The organism is Ignavibacteria bacterium, assembly GCA_016873845.1.
GTDB lineage: Bacteria > Bacteroidota > Ignavibacteria > Ch128b > Ch128b > JAHJVF01.
In genome coordinates, this window is record VGVX01000008.1 from 1 (window position 1) to 19,953 (window position 19,953).

Below are 19,953 nucleotides of genomic sequence, written 5' to 3' on the forward strand. Positions count from 1 at the left end.
GTCCAATTTAGACCATTATTTGTTGTACTTGATGAGTACAACTTCTGACTCAATAGATAAACTAAAATGCAATTATTTTCAGATATCTTAATGGGATGTGCGTCAACTATTGCTATATCCGAAAATTCAAATTTCGAAACTTCGGTTGGCTGAGAGCTTAAAATTTCTGCGAATGAGAAGAGAATTATAAAACACAACCACTTTTTCATTTACTACCTCGTAAATTAATTATTCTTATAAAAATATTTTTTGGACTATTACTTAATTAGAATCATCTTCTTGGTGCTTATAAAATTTCCTGCTTTTAGTTGATATATGTAGATACCGCTCGTTAATCGTCCGTCAGCCGACGGATCGTTAATCGTTAATCGTACTTCATAATCGCCTGGCTGCTTCTCTTCATTCACAAGAACTGCTACTTCCCTTCCGAGTATATCAAAAAGCTTCAGTGTCACTCTATTGGTGATTGGAATTTGGTACTTGATATTTGTAACTGGATTAAACGGATTCGGGTAATTTTGGTAAAGTTTGAATTTGTTTGGAACTGCCTGCACCTTGTCTTCCACTGAAGTTGGTAAGCTAAAATTCCCATCGTAGACTGATTTTGAATATTGAGCAATCGAACGTGCTTCTGTAATTGAATTTAAAGATGAATTTCCTCTCCCAACAACGTAAGCTGCAATAATTGTCACTGGTTTATTTAGACGAAGTTGAAACGGACCTAAATTAGATGCGATGTGATAATCCAAAGTATAATCGCATAACCAACCATAATTTGTTACTGGATCACCTGAAAATCTGAACAGAGGATTGACTAATGCACAATTTACTCCTACGACTTTTCCATATCCAAAAGTGCAAGGAGCAATTGACCTGCCATCACTGTACTTTCCGAGAGAATAATTTCGAATCGCATCAACTGAGGTTGGAATGCCGACATTTGGCGCTGATCTCATATAAGGTACGGCTGATGTTATGCTAAAATTTCTTGCACCCGGTATTTTTTCTATACCAAGGAATTTTCCTTTGAAATTATAAGCGGTGTCAAGTGGAGAATCAATATTTTGTTCAAAAACTCCATTTGAATTCACATCAATAAAGGTTACACCTGGAATATACTGAGGAGGAGACTGAAGCAGCTGCAGAAACATTGACGGTGGATTTGAACCGTATTCTTTATCATCATTTTCATTATAAATGAAACTTGAATTATGAAGCGTATCACATCCTGCTAAATCATCTGTATACTCACCCAAATCGGGATCAGCCCAAAGAACAAAGTAAACGGAATCGAGCAAGTTGGAAACAATCCCGCGATTCTCGATTTCATATCTTACAAATATAATGTTTCCTTTTGGAGCCGCTTGTGATGAATAAGCATAAGCTGTTTGCCTAACCTCAATCCCAAGAGGCGGAACTTGAGGAAATCTCTTGTTTGAAGTAACACCATCATTATAAACACACCAAATTGTTAAATCACCGAGCAGATCAGGTCTGTCTTCGTTTATATCCCAAACGCCATTTGAATTTTTATCGACTGGCGAGTAAACTCCATCATTATCTCCATCAAAAAAATCAGCACCTAACGCAACGGCATAAATCCAATCTTGCCAGGAACTGCCAAACGGCGGATCACTTGATCTTACTACATACAATTTATTCAGCGCATCATTAATAGAAAATCCAACTCTGCCTGGCTGATAATCTAATATTCGTGATGTTGTCGAAATCCCATTTGCCCAAAGAGTATTTCCATAATAACCACTCATTAAAAAACCGCCTGAATAGAGAAATTCAATTCCATCATAGCTTCCGCCATGAGGGAATACAACACGTTCATCACCAACGTTTATAGAATTTGAATCTGTATCAACAATATAAAAATAATAGCTGTGGGATTGTGATGTTAACCGTTCAACATCTGCGATAACTCCATCGTAACGGAATGGTATTTGTAATTTATTCACATCAATTAACCTTTTGAGGGAATCTTGTGGAATTAGAAATGGTCCGATTGAATTCCCGAATATATAATCACCAGCTAAACCATCGTTATGATTTCCGTCATCGAACATTACAACATCAAATTCTGAAAATTTCATTTTAACTGAATTGATACCCGATTCATCGTCGATGAATGCTCTAACCCATACTGGAATATTGTAATAGAATGGAGTTCGCTCATGCTTGATTAAGAAAGGCGGAGGATTAGAGTCTGAAGTTACTCCAAGCTTGCCACACCAAATTTGAAAATAATTTTTGTTGCTAATAATCGATCTCTTGGATGCAAATGCAACAAAAGGTTCATCATTCACTAAACAAGCATCTGCATTCATATCATCCCCAACAAATCGAGTGAACTCAATTGGTGCTGACCAAGTTTCGCCTTGATCAGTACTAATTTTAAAGTAAATATCCTTCTGGAAATATTCTGAAAAGTGAGTTGGGTTTAGAACCTGATACAATAGAAAAATAGTTCCATCAGATTTTTTAACTAATCTCAATGGTTTTTCCTTCAAGGAGGAATTTACCACAGCAATTTTTTCAGACCAGGTTAAACCATTATCGGTGCTGGTTCTTTGAAAAATATCATAATTCCCATTCGAACTATCCGAGTGAACTGATAATAATCTTGAAGATGAAACAGAAATTAGTGTCCCATTTTCTTCATTCAAGTTTGTTGAAAGAAATGAAAACTCTCGACTCCATGTGTTTCCATCATCAGAGCTTGTTCGATAGTTAATATTATTATCTCCTGTACCCGTGATTCGTTGATATATAAACCAAATTTTTCCATCCATTGTTTGAGTTAATCTTCCTGAGCTTGAATAACTTGCTGTGATTCCGCCTAATAATAGTTTTGAAGCTGACCAGGTTGTCCCATTATCATCCGAAAATGTGATGTATGGATAAATATCATTTTCATATCCACTGCTTATAAGAATAACTCGGCCAGTATGTGTTTTCAATCCAGTTAAAAATTTTAAACCAGGAGATATCGAACCAATATTTATTGCAGTTGAAAAATTGGTCCAATTAAGTCCGCCATCTGTGCTTGCGGTAATTCCGATTCCGGTACCTGAAAGGATTGCAATCATCACTTTACCATCAGCAAATTGAATTGGAACAGAATTGTATAAATCAGTGGTAACTCCCCAGCTTGGTAGTGGGAAGGGTTTAGAGAAATCAGACGCGACTTTTGTGTGATGGTCTTTTGGGTTCAGTACTTCCCATTTAGGATTATAATACTCAAAATCTTTCGTCTTATAATTACTTTGCTGAGTAAATAGGATTGATGGAAAAAAAACGAGAGCAGCAGAAAAAACAATAAATCTAAAAAAGATAATCGATTTCATTTTACCTCCTTCTTGTGGGAAAATTCTGAATTATCAATTCATTGTCAATACAATTCGATTTTAGCTGAGAATGGATTCTGACCTGCAAACAAGAGAGTAAGAACAATTAATGCAAATTTTTTCTTTCGCTTTTTCGACATTTGTCAAATTGAATTTCCCGCAATTAATGTTTTGGATCATAATTCTAACTTCAGAAAGTTTTTGCTCAAGAAAATTTTTCAGTTCAAGATCGCTCATTAAGGACATTCTCTTTCTCAACGAAATACTGTTGATTTCGTGACTGAGATTTTTCATTATTATTTTTAGAAATATGGAATCTTCAATATTAATCTTCTTGAATTGATCTTGTAGATGCTTCTCGCACATTTTCAGGTAGAGAGGCATCTGTAGTGAATGATTCTGCTCGATTTCTTTTTTTGACGGCATTCGAGAACCGGTTTTATAATCTACTACTTGCAAGGCACCAGATTTATCGTCAAAATTAATTCTATCAATTTTGCCATGAAGTTTTATTGATGCATCATTTTTTAATTTTAAATCAATCCGTAAATATTTTTCGAACTCATGCGGAGATATTTTTAACTCACTTTCGCTCTCGAATTGAATAAATGCTTCAAAGACAGATTTAACTTTTTCCGAACCTAGAAAATATTCCTCAACTAAGAAAAAGAAAGGATTGTAAGTTTTTATTTCATCAACTTCTTCTTTTGCAATTCTGAGTAGTTCACCGAGTAAAGAATTTTTATCCAACTCGAGCTCCGAATAAAAATTTCTTTTTTCTTTTTTCAGTTTCGAAAAGAATCGCTGAAGTATTTTATGCAGTAGCAAACCTTTTTCTTTTCTTGTGACATCCTCTTCAACTTCTTCCTCCTCGAAGAGATTCAATATATTCGATAGAAAATATCTGTAAGGGCATTGTGCAAATGTTTCCAGTTCAGTAATAGAAAAATATTTATCCTCATTTTTTTCTAAAAGTATCTTTTGCAAATCAGTCCTTGTGATAAAACCCCCAAATTCATCGCCGATTATATTTTCAGATCGTCGTGATACTCTTTCTCTGATTTTATGGATAGACTCAATTTGCTGGCGATGCTCATTGCTCAGATTTTGGATTTCATCTTTAGGATACGAGTCAATTGCTCCATAAAATTCATTAGTAGTAAAAATTCTATTTTTCAGAGTAGAATCGTCAAATGAGTGTGTACGAACTACTTTTTGCAGTGCCTTAAGAAAATCTGAAACCACGAATTCTTTCTTCTCATCAGATTTTGGATAGGATAAATACAATTCATCTGTAAATGTACATAGGGATTGATAAAACAAATATCTTTCCTCGAGAAGTTTTCGTCTATCGTCTTTAATGAATTTATCTTCGAGAAACAGCAGTGGTTTGTATCGAGATGGGAACACTCCATTAACCAATCCTGCTAAAAAAAGAATTTTAAATTTAAGCCCACGAATTTCATTCGGAGTGGTGACCTGAACACCAAAACCGGCTTTCTCTTTTAGGTTGTACCGTGTGCCGGAAATCGCTGAAAGGAGGAACTCGTAATGCTCATTCAAATTCAATTCTACAACCGACATTTCGAGTTTGGAATAAACTTCAACCATTTCATCCAGCAACGAATAGAAATTTTTTAATGCGATAGATTCCTTTGAAAGAATCTCATAGGTGAATAAATTATTTCCAGTTATCTTCAATTTGAATATGTTTTGATGCAGATTCAACAGATTTAATAAATTTATTAAATTATTCTTGAACTCATTTGCAGTGCACTTCTTTTCAAATGGCTCAATTATTTTAATCAAACTTTTTAAATCTTGAGCTGCTTTTTTATATGACTTCAAGGTTTTGGAAGTTTTACCATTTAATATACCAAAACTTAAATTTGACAAAATCTCAATTCTGTAATTAATTGCATCGAGTATTTCTTTTTTCCCTCGAATAACTTTTTCCGACGAAATTACTGCATATAGATTTTTTGCGTCTATTCCTTCAAACTTCAGAAGATTTGATTTTAAGACTTTTATTATATCCTTGTAATAATAGTTATTTACAGTAAGCTTAAGCAGACTTATTATTGAAATAACTACCGGAGAATTTTTCAAGTAGAATCTATCTGTAACGTTCACTGGAATCCCATACACAGAAAATATTTCACGGATCAAATCTGAATAAGCATCAATATCTTTAACAGCTAAACAAATATCTGTAAGATCAAGCCCGGCGTTCTCCATCACTTTATACTTAATTATTTTTGCGACTTTTTCAATCTCTTCACGGACATTAAAACCAGAAAGAATAGATACATTCGCAAAATCTTTCTCATCAAATGTGGACGGCTGGAATAAATGTTTCTGAATTACTTCTTGAAAATTTGAGTTAGAATTATCGCTCAGTTCAATATGCGTAAATCCAAGCGAAGTAATTTTACGATGTGTTTCAAATAAATTTTCAAACACTTCAGGATTTGATTCGTTGAAATCAAGTGTCAATGTAAGATCAAGATTGGGCAGAGCTGAAATTTTTTCAATAAGATTAAGTTCAGGCGATGTGAATTCATTAAATCCACTGATAATAATTTTTGAAACTGATGGAAATATCTTTCTGAATTTGTTATTGAATTCTTCCTGTTTAAGTTTTTCAAGATTGATGTATACATCACCTGTTTCAAACAAGTCGAGCTTACTTAAGTATTTCTGATACTCTGAATAAATCTCATAGATATCTTCGAGTTTAATTTTATTGTAACCAGTAAATTCCTCGATGCTTTTCTCAAACTGGGAGTGATCGTATCCTAATTCTTTCAATCTTGAAATCACAGAAATTATCATTTCTATTATACCATTCGAAACAAATTCTTTCGTCCGATGAAAATATGTAAGTTCGGTTTCCTTGATAATTTTTCTTATCAAAAAATATTGGAGTGAGGATGAGATTTCCGCTTTGCCAAAATTAATAGATTGAAACATCTTCGAAGCAAATGTTCCAATCGTAAAAATATTTAATCCTAAGACAGTTTGATTCGGAGCAAATTCAATTAACTCTCGGAGAAGATAGCGGCTTTTTCTCCGCGTGGGAACGATATAAATAAAAGAATCAAGCTCCCCTCTTTGAATGACTTCACGAATTTCATTATCCGCACTGAAAACTTCTTCAATATTTTTTCTATAAATGTACATTACTTCTTGGATTTAACTTTTTTAGCTATCAGCAGGTCCGAATATGAATTAAGTATCTGATCATTCTTACTTAATCCCAAGTCTTTACATAGGAACTCAACTTCTTCCCTAGCTTTTTTCAGTGAGGAATTTACTTTCGTTTCAAGTTCGATAAAATTTCCTAGTCCCTTAATTTTATCTAAGTGAATTCGGGTATTTTTGTAATGAAACAATGTTCTATGTTTTTTCACTGTGACAAGAGGTTTCATGAACAACTTAAAAAAACTTACCCATTCTTTCGGTGATTCAACTTTGATGAAATGAAATTTGGACCATCGCTCCCTTCCATCCTCAACGCGACTGTAAAATATTACAGACTTTTCACCATTTGAATCTCTTACTTTCAACCTTCCTTTTTCATTTTGGAAATAAACATCCACCTGCTCGGACGAATAAATTTTTTGAGCTTTGAGTTTAGTAATTCTATTCAAGAATTTGACTCGATTGGCAAGCTTAATTTTAATTTCAAGATTTTTCGGCATTCATTTTTCCCAAATCATTAGTAATTCATTATTTAACCTCGGCTTAACAGAAGATATTGGTCTCTCAGAATATTTCAAATTGAATTTTTCACTGAACATTTTATATGTCTCTAAAGCATCCACAGTGAAAGGAGGTGTATGTTCAGCTTTATTTATTAGCGGAAAAAAAAGTGCAACGAAAAGACCTCCCTGTCTTAATACTTCGAAGACCAAATCTCTGTATTCAACTCTTCTTTTCGGATCGATTGCACAGAAAGTCGTGTACTCCAGAACATAATCAAACCTCTCTCCGAATTTTTTATTCAGAGTAAATAAATCTTGGTTCAGAAATTCAACTTTCACATTTTTCATTTGTGCATTTTTTTTCGCTCTTAAAATTGCTTCACTTGAGAAATCGTTTGCATAAACCTCAAAACCATTTTCTGCGAATAAGATTGCATCATGCCCGCTTCCACAGCCAAGTACAAGAATTGATCCTTTGCTTTTCAGCCACTGTGTTTGCTGCAAATCAGCAAAAACTTTTGTTGGATGACTTAATTCCCAATTATCTAAGTTATTGCGGTACTTTTCGTCCCAAAACTCTGAATCACTCACTGATGAAGAATTGTCTTTCATTTTTTTGAAAATGTATTAAACTTTATGCATATTAACAACGTTCAAGAACTTAATATTATGGATTACAGTGAAATTAAATTAAAAAAGAAAGAAGACAAACGAATAAGGAATGGGCACTTATGGATTTTCAGCAATGAAGTAGAAAATCTTGATAGGTCGATTCCCACTGGTTCGATAGTAAATATTCTTTCTCATGATGATAGATATTTGGGGAGAGGGTTCTTCAATCCGAATGCGCTGATCTCCGCAAGAATATTTACTACGATCGACGAAGAAATAAACCGAGACTTTTTTTTCAGACAGATCCAAGCAGCTGCAGATTTACGAAATAAACTTTATCCCAATAGGACAGTTTATAGATTAATCCACAGTGAAAGTGATCTCCTCCCAGGATTGATTATTGATAGATACAATGATTCCTATTCTATTCAATTTAATACTGTTGGTTTGGAAGAATTCCAGGGTGTGATCATTGACGTACTAAAAAGCCAACTTGATGCAAAAAATATAATCCTAAGAAATGATACGACTGCAAGAGAGCTAGAAAACTTAAGACGTTATAAAGAAGTGGTCATTGGTGAGAACATAGCTGAAATTGTTGATGACGGTGTAATTAAATATAAAGTCGATGTGCTAAATGGACAGAAAACCGGTATGTATCTCGATCAAGTAGAGAATAGACATTCTATTTTATCCATCTGTAAAGATGCTAATGTTCTCGATTGCTTTTGCAATGACGGAGGATTTTCGTTAGCAGCGCTCAAAGGAGGTGCAGCAAAAGTTACTTCTATTGAGATTTCCGCTGATGCTTTGAAGAATTACGCCGTAAATATTTCAATCAATGAACTTGAGAAAGAACGTACTGAACTGATTGAAGATGATGTTTTTGACGTTCTTAAAAAATTCAGAGATGAGAATAAGAAATTTGATGTAATAAACCTCGATCCTCCTTCATTTACGAAATCGAAAAAGAATATCCCGCAAGCAAAGAAAGGTTATTTTGTCGTTAATAATCACGCATTTAATTTAGTTGAGAAGAATGGATTTATTGCAACTTCATCTTGTTCTCATCATATTAGTGAGGAAGAATTCTTAGAAATTCTAATCAATGCGGCAAAAAAATCCAAAAGAAAATTTTCAATTGTAAAAGTTGCCGGCGCAGCCCCCGATCATCCCATCCATCCAAAAATGCCGGAAACAAAATATTTAAAATTTGTATTATTGAAAGTCTTAGATTAGAAGAATTGATGAAAAAAATTATTGTCTTTTTGTTTTGTTTAACACTAACTGCGGCTGCGCAAGATACTGCTAATGAGAGCTTGTATAACTCGCTCGGTTTTGATTTTATGATCTCCGAAGGAGGAATCGGGATAGGTGGTTTTTACAGTAAAGAATTTACTTCGACATTGAGCGGATTTATTGATCTTTCGTTTTCAGAGTCGAAGGATGATAAGGAATTTGAGTATGTGGACTATTGGGGACAAGTTCATGTTGTCGGGAAAAAAAATCGTGTGTTCGTATTGCCTCTTAATGTAGGAGTGAAATACAGATTATTCAAAGAAGATATTGTGGATAATTTCCGACCCTATCTTAATTTTTCAGTTGGACCAGCAATGGTTGTCACTACACCTTTCCGCGAGGATTTCTTCCGAAGCTTTAAATATGCGCAAGCAAAATATACGATCGGCGGGTATGTTGGGATCGGTGCACAATTTGGATTTGATAGAATTAATTCTGTCGGACTGAATCTTAGATACTACTATATCCATTTCTTTGATGAAGGAGTTGAAAGTATGTCTGGATTTCGAAGAAAAAATCTCGGCGGAATATATGTTACATTCAACTTTGGATTTTCAATCTGATAATTTGCCGTTCAAGTAAAATTGTTTAAAAATTTTCTCAGTATTTCCATTTAATAGTACAGCCAATTGTAAAAGTCTCTTTTGTCGAGACTTCTTTTCCGTTAAGTAACTCATTAATGGCATTTTTAAGATAAGGCTCTTTAATTTTGTTGGGATATTCCCAATTATCATCGATCTTACCATGGAACTGAAGGGTCCGATTTTCATCAAACAAAAATATTTCTGGAGTGTGCGTTGCTCCAAATGCTGAAGCGATTTTTTGATCTGCATCTCTTAAATAAGCAAAATTGAATCCAAGTTTACTAGCTCGCTTCTTCATATCCACGAAAGAGTCTTCCGGATAGTTGATCTCATCGTTGGAATTTATCGCAACAATGAAAAGATCTTTTTCAAAATCCATTTGGATATCAATCATTCTTCCTTCGTATGCCTTAACATATGGACAATGATTGCAACTGAATATTATACATAAAAGTTTTTTACTGCTGAATGACTCAAGCGAGTGATGTTTATCATCAATGCCCAACAACTCAAAGTTTGGTGCTTTCGAGCCGATTTTCAATTTTTCGGTGGCCACAACTTCTCCTTTTAATATTATTTAGTATTTAAGTAACTTTACTAATAAAATATCAAATTGTTGAAAATGAAAAAAGTAATTATCCTAACATTAGCACTATTTTTTATGCGTACAAATAAAACCCTTTCACAATCTGATTTTTTGGAATATATCCACTCGCATTATTCTAAATATAAATCTGTTCAAATCGAGCAAAGAAGATTTGAGCCAAAACATTATTTTGAAATAATGGATTCTCTTTCAAACGAGTCAGGCGGATTAATAAGGAAGTCGCAGGTTGGAACTTCTTTCAAAGGAATTCCGATTTCACTTTATGAAGTTGGAAATGGAAAAAATAAAATTCTGTTATGGTCGCAAATGCATGGAGATGAATCGACGGCTTCTCAAGCAATACTCGATATTTTTAATTTTTTCATTTCACACAAAGACTGCTCGCATTCAGCATGTAAATCAATTTTTTCTGAGTGCACTCTATTGTTTATTCCAATCCTAAATCCAGACGGAACAAAAAAATTCGAAAGAAGAAATTTTCAAGAGATTGATATAAACCGTGACGCAATCCGTTTACAAACACCAGAAGGAAAAATCTTGAAAACGATTCAAGAAGAGTACAAACCGGATTTCGGATTCAACCTGCATGATCAGCTAACGACATATTCTGTTGGGAAGACTGGAAAACCTGCGTCGATCTCGTTGCTTGCACCAGCTTATAATTTTAATAAAGATATCAATGACATAAGAAAGCGGGCAATTCAAATATGTGTCGTAATTAAAAATTCGATCTCTAAATTCTACCCGGGTTTTGTCGCGCGTTACGATGATGAATTTGAACCAAGAGCATTTGGAGATAATATTCAATCTTGGGGAACAAGCACAATTTTAATCGAGTCTGGCGGTTATTTTAACGATCCAGAAAAACAAGAAGTCCGCAAAATGAATTTCATTGCACTGATGAATTCGTTTCTCTCAATTGCGGAGAATTCTTATTCAAAATTCAAAGAAGAAGAATATTTTAATATTCCAGAAAATGACAGATCGTTATTTCATCTCCTAGTCAAAAATTGCACAGTGAGTAAAGATGGATTTAATTATACAGTTGACCTGGGAATAAATTATTCCGAGAGATTCGACTCATTGCGTAATAAGTATGTCGAAAAGTATACGGTTGCAGACTTGGGTGATTTAAGCACTTATTCAAGCTATGATACCATTGATGTCGATGGACTTTCTTTAAACATAGGCAAAGTTCATCCAGAAATTATTACGAATTTTTCGAAACTTAAAAAGATGGATTGTAATAAACTTTTAGCTGATGGTATTACAACAGTAATTTTTCAAAATGACAAATTTGATGAAAAAGAACTGAAGAGCACATTAAATCAAATGATTTCAACTATCAAAGAACCGATGCGGGAATCACAGCATTTAATGGGACATTCTGCTAATTTCTATTTCACAGATAAAAACGAAATCGTCAAAAAAGTTATTTCCAATGGTAGATTAGTATTTGAAAGATAACACAATTCTATATTCGTTACTCGCGGTTCAATATTCATTGATCAATGTTCTCCGGAAGGAGTCTCCAAAGGAGTCATTTGACCTTTGGACATTATTCGATATTTAATGTATAACACATTGTTCTAAGCTAAAATAATCCAGACACTAATCTTATTTATAAATGCACAAGATTGCAATTCCTAACCCTTTTTTCTAAGTTTGTACACTCATATGGTGAATATAAGAGCAATTATCCCAGTAGCTGGTGTTGGTACAAGATTGAGACCGCACACGTACACACTTCCAAAGGTTTTGCTGAATGTTGCAGGTAAACCTATCATTGCACACATAATGGATAAAGTAACGTCCGAAGGAATAAATAAAGCAACATTTATTGTTGGCTATCTTGGTGAAATGGTAGAAGAGTTCATTCGTGATAATTATAAAATTCAATGTGATTTTATCTATCAAGAGGAACGAAAAGGGCTTGGACACGCGGTCTACATGGCTAAAGAAACTTTCGGCAAGGACGAATTGTTAATAATTCTTGGTGATACGATTTTTGACGTCGATTTAAAATCTATGCTCAGCTCAAAACATTCTGCTCTTGGAGTAAAAAAAGTAGACGATCCAAGAAGATTTGGAGTAGCGGTTGTAAAAAATAATCTTATCACTCAATTAGTGGAAAAACCCGAAGAGCAAATAAGCAGCTTGGCAATCGTTGGTTTATATTATATAAAAAATTCACAACTTTTAAATAAGTCGCTAAACAATTTAATATCATCAAATAAATTAACTAAAGGTGAATATCAGCTTACAGATGCACTTGAACATATGATTCAATCAGGCGAAAAGTTTGAACCATTTATAGTCGATGGCTGGTACGATTGCGGCAAACCTGAAACACTGCTTGCTACAAATCATCACTTGTTAAAAATCAAAAACAACTTCAAAGAAGTTCCTGGAGTACAAGTGATCCCTCCCGTGTTCATTTCACCTAATAGTAAAATTTCAAACAGCATCATTGGACCATACACAACGGTTAATGATGGAGCTGATATTTCTAATTCGATAATAAAAAACAGTATTATAGGTTATAAAGCAATTGTAGAAAATTCAATGCTTCACAATTCGATCATCGGAAATAATACTATTGTCAAAGGGCAGTATAAAAAGCTGAATACCGGTGATTCAAGCGAAATAGAGTTTTATTAACAATGGAGAAAATATATGTCTTTTTTGTTCACTTCTGAGTCAGTTTCAGAAGGTCATCCCGATAAAGTATGCGACCAAATTTCAGATGCGGTTCTTGATGCCTTAATCGAACAAGATCCGAATTCTCGCGTTGCATGCGAAACATTCGTAACAACTGGTCTTGTTCTGGTTGGCGGAGAAATAACTACGAATGCTTATGTTGATGTTCAAGATATAGTGAGAAAAACAGTTAATGAAATTGGTTATACAAGCGCGGAATATAAATTTGATGGCGAATCATGTTCGGTTTTGAATGCAATTCATTCACAATCGCCGGATATAGCGATGGGTGTAGATAAAGGAGGAGCTGGAGATCAAGGATTAATGTTCGGTTATGCAAACGATCAAACACCAGAATTTATGCCCGCACCGATTGTGTATGCTCACAAATTAGTTAAACGTCTTGCTCATATTCGAAAAAGAGAAAACGGATTGATGCCTTACTTGAGACCTGATTCAAAATCCCAAGTAACCATTCAATATGATGACAATAAGAAACCGATTCGAGTAGATACAGTCGTTATTTCGACTCAACACGATGGGGATGCAAAACAATCAAAGATTAAAGCTGATGCAATTGAGCATGTGATCAAAAAAATAATACCCGAACATCTTTTGGATAAAAAAACAAAATATCACGTCAATCCAACTGGACGCTTCGAAATTGGCGGACCACATGGTGATAGCGGATTAACAGGCAGGAAAATAATTGTCGATACCTACGGCGGTTATGCACCACATGGAGGAGGCGCATTCAGCGGAAAAGATCCTTCAAAAGTTGATCGCAGTGCAACCTATGCGATGAGACATCTTGCAAAAAATATTGTTGCCGCGAAACTGGCAAGCGAATGTTTGGTTCAAGTTGCATATGCCATTGGAGTAGTTCAACCTGTTTCGATTTATGTTAATACTTTTGGAACTGGAATAATGCCAGACAAAGAATTAGCTGCTATAATAAAGAAAGAAGTTGATCTCTCACCAAGAGGAATAATTAAAAGATTAGATCTTCTTAAACCAATTTACAAAAAGACTGCTTCTTACGGTCATTTCGGTCGGAATGAAAAGGAGTTCACTTGGGAAAAATTGGATCTAGTTCCTCTGTTTAAGAAGTACGCATAATTTGCTGCTTTTTGAAAACAACTTATATAATTTTCAGAGAATCGTTTAACAGAATTCTAAATGAACAGTAATATATTTTTTAATGAATAAAACGTGGAGTTAATTAATGAATTATAAAAAAGGTAAGTATAAAGTTCGAAATATAAAATTAGCCGATGAAGGAAGAATGAAGATTGAATGGGCAGAATCAAGAATGCCGGTTATGATGGAACTTCGAAAGAAGTTCAGCAAAACTAAACCATTAAAAGGATATCGGATCGCAGGATGTTTGCATGTAACTAAAGAAACTGCAGTGCTTGTAGAAACTCTTGTCGCAGCGGGTGCAAACGTTAGCTGGAGCGGATGCAATCCGCTTTCAACTCAGGATGATGTTGCTGCTGCTCTTGCGAAAAATGGAATTTCAATCTATGCATGGCATGGAATGAATGTAAAGGAATTTTACTGGTGCATCGAACGAACAATGGATTTTAAACCAAATCTCACACTTGATGATGGTGCTGATTTAATATTCACGATTCACAATAAATTCCCAAAGATGGCTGAAACAACTGTTATCGGCGGGACTGAGGAAACAACTACCGGAGTTCATCGATTGAGAGCAATGGCTGCAGACGGTGCACTAAGATATCCAGTGGTTGCAGTGAATGATGCTGAAACAAAATGGGATTTTGACAATGTCTATGGCACAGGTCAATCATCCATCGATGGAATTCTAAGAGCAACAAGTGTTCTTCTTGCTGGAAAAAATTTCGTTGTAGCGGGTTTTGGACATTGCGGAACAGGTGTTGCAAAACGTGCAGCTGGAATGGGTGCAAATGTAATTATAACTGAGGTCAAGCCAACCGCAGCACTAAAAGCAGCTCTCGAAGGTTATCAAGTTTTGCCAATGGATCAAGCAGCAAAAATTGGAGATATTTTCATCACTGCAACTGGCGTTAAAGATGTAATTGTTAAAAAACATTTCGAAAAAATGAGAGAAGGAGCTATCGTCTGTAACACAGGACATTATGATTGCGAAATCAATCTTACTGAGCTTGCTAAAATCTCCAAGTCAAAAAGATTGGTGAGAGAAAACAACGAAGAATACACACTCAAAAATGGTAAAAAAATCTTCGTTCTTGCTCAAGGCCGTTTAGTTAATCTCGCCGCTGCCGAAGGTCATCCTTCTGAAGTGATGGATATGTCCTTTGCTAACCAGTTTATGTCACAAATTCGTTTAGCCGAATTGGATAAAAACGGCGTTCGCTTAGATAATTCCGTTCATGATATTCCAGTTGAGCAGGACCAATACATTGCTGGAATCAAGCTCACAACTTTGGGATATAAAATTGATAAACTTACGAAAGAGCAAATCGTTTATATGTCAGATTATTCCGAAGGTACCTGATAGTATTTCAAGAAATAACAAACTAATATTCGCATAATTTATAAACCCGATTGAACAAATCGGGTTTTTGTTTTTAAATCCTCTTTGAAATGCTTATAAATCTTTTTATTTTTTTCCATGAAAGTAAATGATTGGGCAACAAACCTTTTCAAAATTATTGGCGCAGCATTAATACTTTCAATTGCATTCAATTACTTTTCTCCAAATGGGATTCCCCTCTTTGGATTCAAATCTGAACTAGAGGTCATTTCTGATAGTGTTTTATTTTCACAGAGCACGAGCGATAGTTTTATTACAGATATTACTATTCAACAAGCTGTTAAATTAATCGAGACCAGAAACATTGTTTTAATAGATGCACGCTCGGAAACAGAATATTCCAACTTTCATCTGTTGGGAGCGATAAATATCCCATCAAAAACATTCGATCAGCATTCCGAAAAAATTCTTAATCACAAGCTTGATACAACTTTAATAATTTACTGCGAAAGCATTCACTGCAACCAAAGTTACGAATTAGCAAAACTTTTAGCACAATTTGGATTCAATAAAATTTTTGTGATGAAAGAAGGGATTCAAGAATGGATAGAAAGAGATTTACCTTTCACTAAATGACATGATTCAGAAGATATTAAACATAAAGACTCTTCAACTTGTAATAAGATTTTTTTTAGGATTCGTCTTCATATATGCATCAATGAATAAAATTTCATCTCCCGGGGAATTTGCTTTGTCCATTTCCAATTATCAGTTGTTCCCTAATTTCTTAATTAATTTCACTGCCGTTTTTATTCCTTGGTTGGAATTGGTTTGCGGTTTTGGATTGATATTCGGATTCCACCTAAGAGAAAATGCCTTCGTTTATTTGTCTCTTCTAATTACTTTTACACTTTTAATTGCTTTGAGTATGATTAGAGGTTTAGACATTGAATGCGGATGTTTTGGCTCTGAAGATTCCTCAAAAGTAGGATTTCTTAAAATCTTAGAAAATCTTGCGCTGATTTTATTGTCTGCTTATCTATTTCACACTTCTATAAAAGAAAAATCACCTGTCATTACTTTAAATAAATAAGTTTCTTGACTTTTTCTACATTTCCGACTTTTAATTTATAGAAATAAATTCCAGATGAAATTTTATAATCTTGACTTGAAAAAATGGAGTAATGAATTCCAGCATCTTTAACTTCATTAACCAGATCGGCGACTTCTCGTCCAAGACCATCGTAAATTTTCAGCGAAACATGTTCCCTTTTAGCTAATGAGTAATTAATTTTTGTAATTGAGTTAAATGGATTCGGATAATTTTGATAAGTGGTAAAATCAACTGGAAGAAGTCTCGATTTGTCATTTACATCGCTGAGTGTTGAAGTAAGATCGAATTCAAACATCGAGCGTCCATGTGTTGCAGCGATCAACTTTTTTGTCGGCTGATGATAACTTAAATCGAACACAGGAGAATTTGGTAGTTCCTTGCCAAGTATATTCCAGCTTCCTCCTAAATTCGTTGAATAAAATACTCCTACATCGCAACCGGTATATAAAACTGAATCGTGATTGTAATCTATTACGATATCGTTTACTGGTACGTTCGGAAGATTCGAACTTATATTCACCCAAGAATTTCCATAATCACTAGTGCGAAAAATATGCGAACCTAATTCATCTAAATTATATCCGCTTAATGTGACGTATGCAGTGGACGGAAAATTTTTATCTGCTTCAATTCGTGTTACATATCGCATTGGAAGCGTCCCGGTTATATCAATCCAATTTAATCCTGTATTAGTGCTCACCCAAACTTTTGCATCGTCTGTTCCGACGTAAAGAACTCTCCTTCCATCCGTTAACGCAGCAGATGAAATAGAACTAATTGTACCAAGTCGGCCATTTCTGCCGCGTGTTAAATCACCGCTGATGGCAGTCCAGTTTTGAGCACCATCTGTTGTCTGATAAATTTTATTACTTCCATAAAACAATATGTTTGGATTTTTTTCGTCCATCACGTAGGGAGTAGACCAATTGAACCGATCTGACGTGCTGATTCCATTTACAGCCGGAAAAAAATTTATCCCACCGTCAGTCGATTTTCCCAATCCCCCAAATTGGTACTCTACGTAAATTATATTTGAGTTAGTATAATCAACTAGACAATGAAATCCGTCACCGCCATAAAATTCACTCCAATTATCAACTCCCCCAGATTGAGTTCCGAGTGTACCATTATCCTGAGTTCCGCCATATTTCCTGAATGGTAAGAGATGATCTATTGTTGATGCATAAAATTGAGTGATCGGAAGATTGAATTTTTTTATCCAAGAATTTCCTTGGTTCGTAGAGATAAAAAATCCTCCGTCATTTCCATTATAAATTAAATTCGGATTCGATGGATGGATCCAAAGGGTATGTTGATCTGGATGTTGAGCAAGAAAACTTCCAGAATATGAATTTGTAATATTTGTAAAAGAACTCCCGCCATTCGTTGTCTTGAAAATGTCTATATCACCTAAATATACTTTATTGTGATCTGTTGGATCGACTTCCATCATCCCAAAGTACCAGCCAAAACTTGCAAAACTAGAAAGATTGCTCGCAGTCATTTTTGTCCAAGTTTCACCTTTATCTGTTGATCTATAAAATCCTTCCAAAATATTATTGTCACCATTGGGTGAAGTCGATCTCCTATAAAGTGAGTAAATAAAGTTTGGGTTTGATTTTGCAACAGCTATTGTAATTCTTCCAATCGTATTCAATGGTGCAGGTAATCCGTTTGAAAGTCGATACCAAGTCTCTCCTTTGTTTGTAGATTTATAAATTCCACTCGAGACTCCGGCAGCTTTTCGAAAAGTTGGGCCTCTTAATCTTTCCCACATGGAGGCATAAACTATATTTGTATCGATCGGATCAATCGCAATATCGATTGCACTAGTCGAATCATTTAAGAATAGCTTTCTTTCCCAAGATGCGCCTCCATCCTGTGATCTATAGACTCCGCGGTGCTGTCCTTTTGAGTACAATCCACCAGATGCAGCAACAAATATGAGATTTGAATTAGCAAGGTGAATTTCCATTTTCGATATATGACGAACACTGTCAAGTCCCGACTGAAACCAGGTCTCTCCATTATCTGTTGACTTTAAAATTCCAAACCCTGGATATGAATCTGCACTGATATTTGCTTCACCGCTGCCAAAATATACTATATCAGAATTATTTGGATCAATTTTAAGAACTCCTGAGGAGAGACTCGGAAAATAATCTGTCTTTGCCTGCCATGTGTCGCCTCCATCGGTAGACTTGAAAACTCCTCCTGCCGCAGCGCCGATCAAAATAATATTCGGATTAGACTTAACAACATCGAGAGCAGTAATTCTTCCGCCAATATTTGAAGGACCAACTTGAATCCATTTCTGTTCTGATAGCCGATTGTTCCTTAGCTTCAACTTTTTTACATGTTCTACCGCTTCAAAGTATTTTTGATCCAGCAACTCAGTACCGGGAAATGCCCGTTGCAAATAAAACCAATCGCTTGGAAAATATTTAGTTGAAACAAAATTCGTTCTTGGATTTTGCTGAGTAATTAGGATGAGCATTCCACATAGAAAGGAGATTAAATATGTAATTGAAATTCTTTTCATAATAATAAATTCAATCTATAATATGAGGTTATTTGGTGAAATTTAATCAATCAATTCATAAACGGAAATTGAATTTTTTGCTATTCCAAACCAAAGTAGAAAATCATATCTTTCAACATTGAAATTCTTTTATAGTTGTTAGGTTTAATTGATTTCGGAGTTAACATGAAAACAGTTCCAACTTCTATTCTGATTATAATACTACTTGGCACTTGCACGCATGCTCAGGAGAAATCTGCGCCTCAATCATTCCAACTAACAGAAATCTCTGATTTTCATCACGACGTTAATTATTTGAAAATGATCTCAAAAAAATTGTTAATGAATGCTGCAGCCATCGATTCAAAAAAACTTTCGACAGGAGCAATCATGCAAATTACGGGAGGTGTATTAATAGCTGGCTTTGTACTTACAATTACTGTTTTCAAACAAGATATTTTTACGACTCTGCCTCTGGCATTATTAGGTTCGGGAATTGCATTAATATTTATGGGATCATCATTGGAATAAAAATTTGGAGACCGCGTTGGGGCATCATTATAAGGTGGGTTTAATTGTGAGGTGACCGGTTAGGGCTATTACTCCGCGATCTCCAAATAAATTTTTATATAGACTCAATTCATTTCAACAAAATGGTTTCAAAACCTGGTCAGTACATTGAGTCATCCAATATATAAAAGAACAACGTAATCACTTATCATTACGTTTTTTTATTCAATAAAGTTCCAGAGAGTTAATTTTTTCCCCTATGGGATTTTCTTCAGTTATAAAGATAATCCATTTTCAACCAAAATCAATCCAATTATTAAAAACTGACGATCATTCACAGAACAAATCTAAACTAACCACTCTTCACTTAGAGCTGGCGATGGGATTCGAACCCGCAACCTGCTGATTACAAATCAGCTGCTCTACCGTTGAGCTACGCCAGCAATCAACTAAAAGCT

16 protein-coding genes and 1 tRNA gene are annotated in these 19,953 nt (G+C 34.8%); 9 read left to right on the forward strand and 8 right to left on the reverse strand.

Annotated features, from left to right (window positions below; translation table 11 throughout):
• The 5 genes from FJ213_03325 to FJ213_03345 all read right to left on the reverse strand — a co-directional run.
• On the reverse strand, positions 1-209 hold a 209-nt coding region (locus FJ213_03325), incomplete at its 3' end, for a hypothetical protein (GenBank protein ID MBM4175194.1).
• 48 nt (positions 210-257) lie between these two features.
• On the reverse strand, positions 258-3,356 hold the full coding sequence (locus FJ213_03330; GenBank protein MBM4175195.1) for a T9SS type A sorting domain-containing protein: 3,099 nt from the start codon (positions 3,354-3,356) through the stop codon (positions 258-260).
• Between the two features lie 60 nt (positions 3,357-3,416).
• Positions 3,417-6,539: a hypothetical protein gene (locus FJ213_03335; GenBank protein MBM4175196.1), complete on the reverse strand. Its 3,123-nt coding sequence runs from the start codon at positions 6,537-6,539 to the stop codon at positions 3,417-3,419.
• Complete coding sequence (cyaB, locus tag FJ213_03340; protein MBM4175197.1) at positions 6,539-7,060, reverse strand: class IV adenylate cyclase; 522 nt, start codon at positions 7,058-7,060, stop codon at positions 6,539-6,541. Before cyaB ends, FJ213_03335 begins: the two co-directional genes overlap by 1 nt.
• Complete coding sequence (locus FJ213_03345; GenBank protein MBM4175198.1) at positions 7,061-7,675, reverse strand: methyltransferase domain-containing protein; 615 nt, start codon at positions 7,673-7,675, stop codon at positions 7,061-7,063.
• A 24-nt stretch (positions 7,676-7,699) separates the two neighbouring features.
• Between FJ213_03345 and FJ213_03350 the strand changes: the two genes are divergently transcribed.
• The gene (locus tag FJ213_03350; GenBank protein MBM4175199.1) at positions 7,700-8,914 is read left to right on the forward strand and encodes a class I SAM-dependent rRNA methyltransferase; all 1,215 of its coding nucleotides are present in this window, start codon (positions 7,700-7,702) and stop codon (positions 8,912-8,914) included.
• 8 nt (positions 8,915-8,922) lie between these two features.
• The gene (locus tag FJ213_03355) at positions 8,923-9,537 is read left to right on the forward strand and encodes a hypothetical protein (GenBank protein ID MBM4175200.1); all 615 of its coding nucleotides are present in this window, start codon (positions 8,923-8,925) and stop codon (positions 9,535-9,537) included.
• Positions 9,538-9,574: 37 nt separating this feature from the next.
• Here FJ213_03355 and FJ213_03360 read toward each other — a convergent pair whose 3' ends face one another.
• A complete protein-coding gene (locus FJ213_03360) occupies positions 9,575-10,114 on the reverse strand; it encodes a thioredoxin family protein (GenBank protein ID MBM4175201.1) in 540 nt (179 codons plus the stop codon).
• Between the two features lie 66 nt (positions 10,115-10,180).
• Between FJ213_03360 and FJ213_03365 the strand changes: the two genes are divergently transcribed.
• The 6 genes from FJ213_03365 (at position 10,181) to FJ213_03390 (ending at position 16,443) form a co-directional block, all read left to right on the forward strand.
• Positions 10,181-11,632 (forward strand): peptidase M14, encoded by a 1,452-nt coding sequence (locus tag FJ213_03365; GenBank protein ID MBM4175202.1) that lies wholly within the window; start codon positions 10,181-10,183, stop codon positions 11,630-11,632.
• Positions 11,633-11,851: 219 nt separating this feature from the next.
• A complete protein-coding gene (locus FJ213_03370) occupies positions 11,852-12,826 on the forward strand; it encodes a nucleotidyl transferase (GenBank protein ID MBM4175203.1) in 975 nt (324 codons plus the stop codon).
• 15 nt (positions 12,827-12,841) lie between these two features.
• Positions 12,842-13,984, forward strand: a complete 1,143-nt coding sequence (locus FJ213_03375) for a methionine adenosyltransferase (GenBank protein ID MBM4175204.1) — start codon at positions 12,842-12,844, stop codon at positions 13,982-13,984.
• A gap of 106 nt (positions 13,985-14,090) precedes the next feature.
• Complete coding sequence (locus tag FJ213_03380; GenBank protein ID MBM4175205.1) at positions 14,091-15,371, forward strand: adenosylhomocysteinase; 1,281 nt, start codon at positions 14,091-14,093, stop codon at positions 15,369-15,371.
• A 117-nt stretch (positions 15,372-15,488) separates the two neighbouring features.
• Positions 15,489-15,986 (forward strand): rhodanese-like domain-containing protein, encoded by a 498-nt coding sequence (locus tag FJ213_03385; GenBank protein ID MBM4175206.1) that lies wholly within the window; start codon positions 15,489-15,491, stop codon positions 15,984-15,986.
• A 1-nt stretch (position 15,987) separates the two neighbouring features.
• Complete coding sequence (locus FJ213_03390) at positions 15,988-16,443, forward strand: DoxX family membrane protein (GenBank protein ID MBM4175207.1); 456 nt, start codon at positions 15,988-15,990, stop codon at positions 16,441-16,443.
• Here FJ213_03390 and FJ213_03395 read toward each other — a convergent pair.
• Positions 16,427-19,006 carry a T9SS type A sorting domain-containing protein gene (locus FJ213_03395; GenBank protein MBM4175208.1) on the reverse strand — a complete coding sequence of 860 codons (2,580 nt, stop codon included), beginning with the start codon at positions 19,004-19,006 and terminating at the stop codon, positions 16,427-16,429. The two genes, FJ213_03390 and FJ213_03395, sit on opposite strands and share 17 nt — an antisense overlap.
• A gap of 165 nt (positions 19,007-19,171) precedes the next feature.
• On the opposite strand from FJ213_03395, the gene FJ213_03400 reads away from it, so the two are divergent.
• Positions 19,172-19,516, forward strand: a complete 345-nt coding sequence (locus tag FJ213_03400) for a hypothetical protein (protein ID MBM4175209.1) — start codon at positions 19,172-19,174, stop codon at positions 19,514-19,516.
• 347 nt (positions 19,517-19,863) lie between these two features.
• Here FJ213_03400 and FJ213_03405 read toward each other — a convergent pair.
• Positions 19,864-19,938 (reverse strand) — tRNA-Thr (locus tag FJ213_03405).
• Positions 19,939-19,953: the final 15 nt, after the last annotated feature.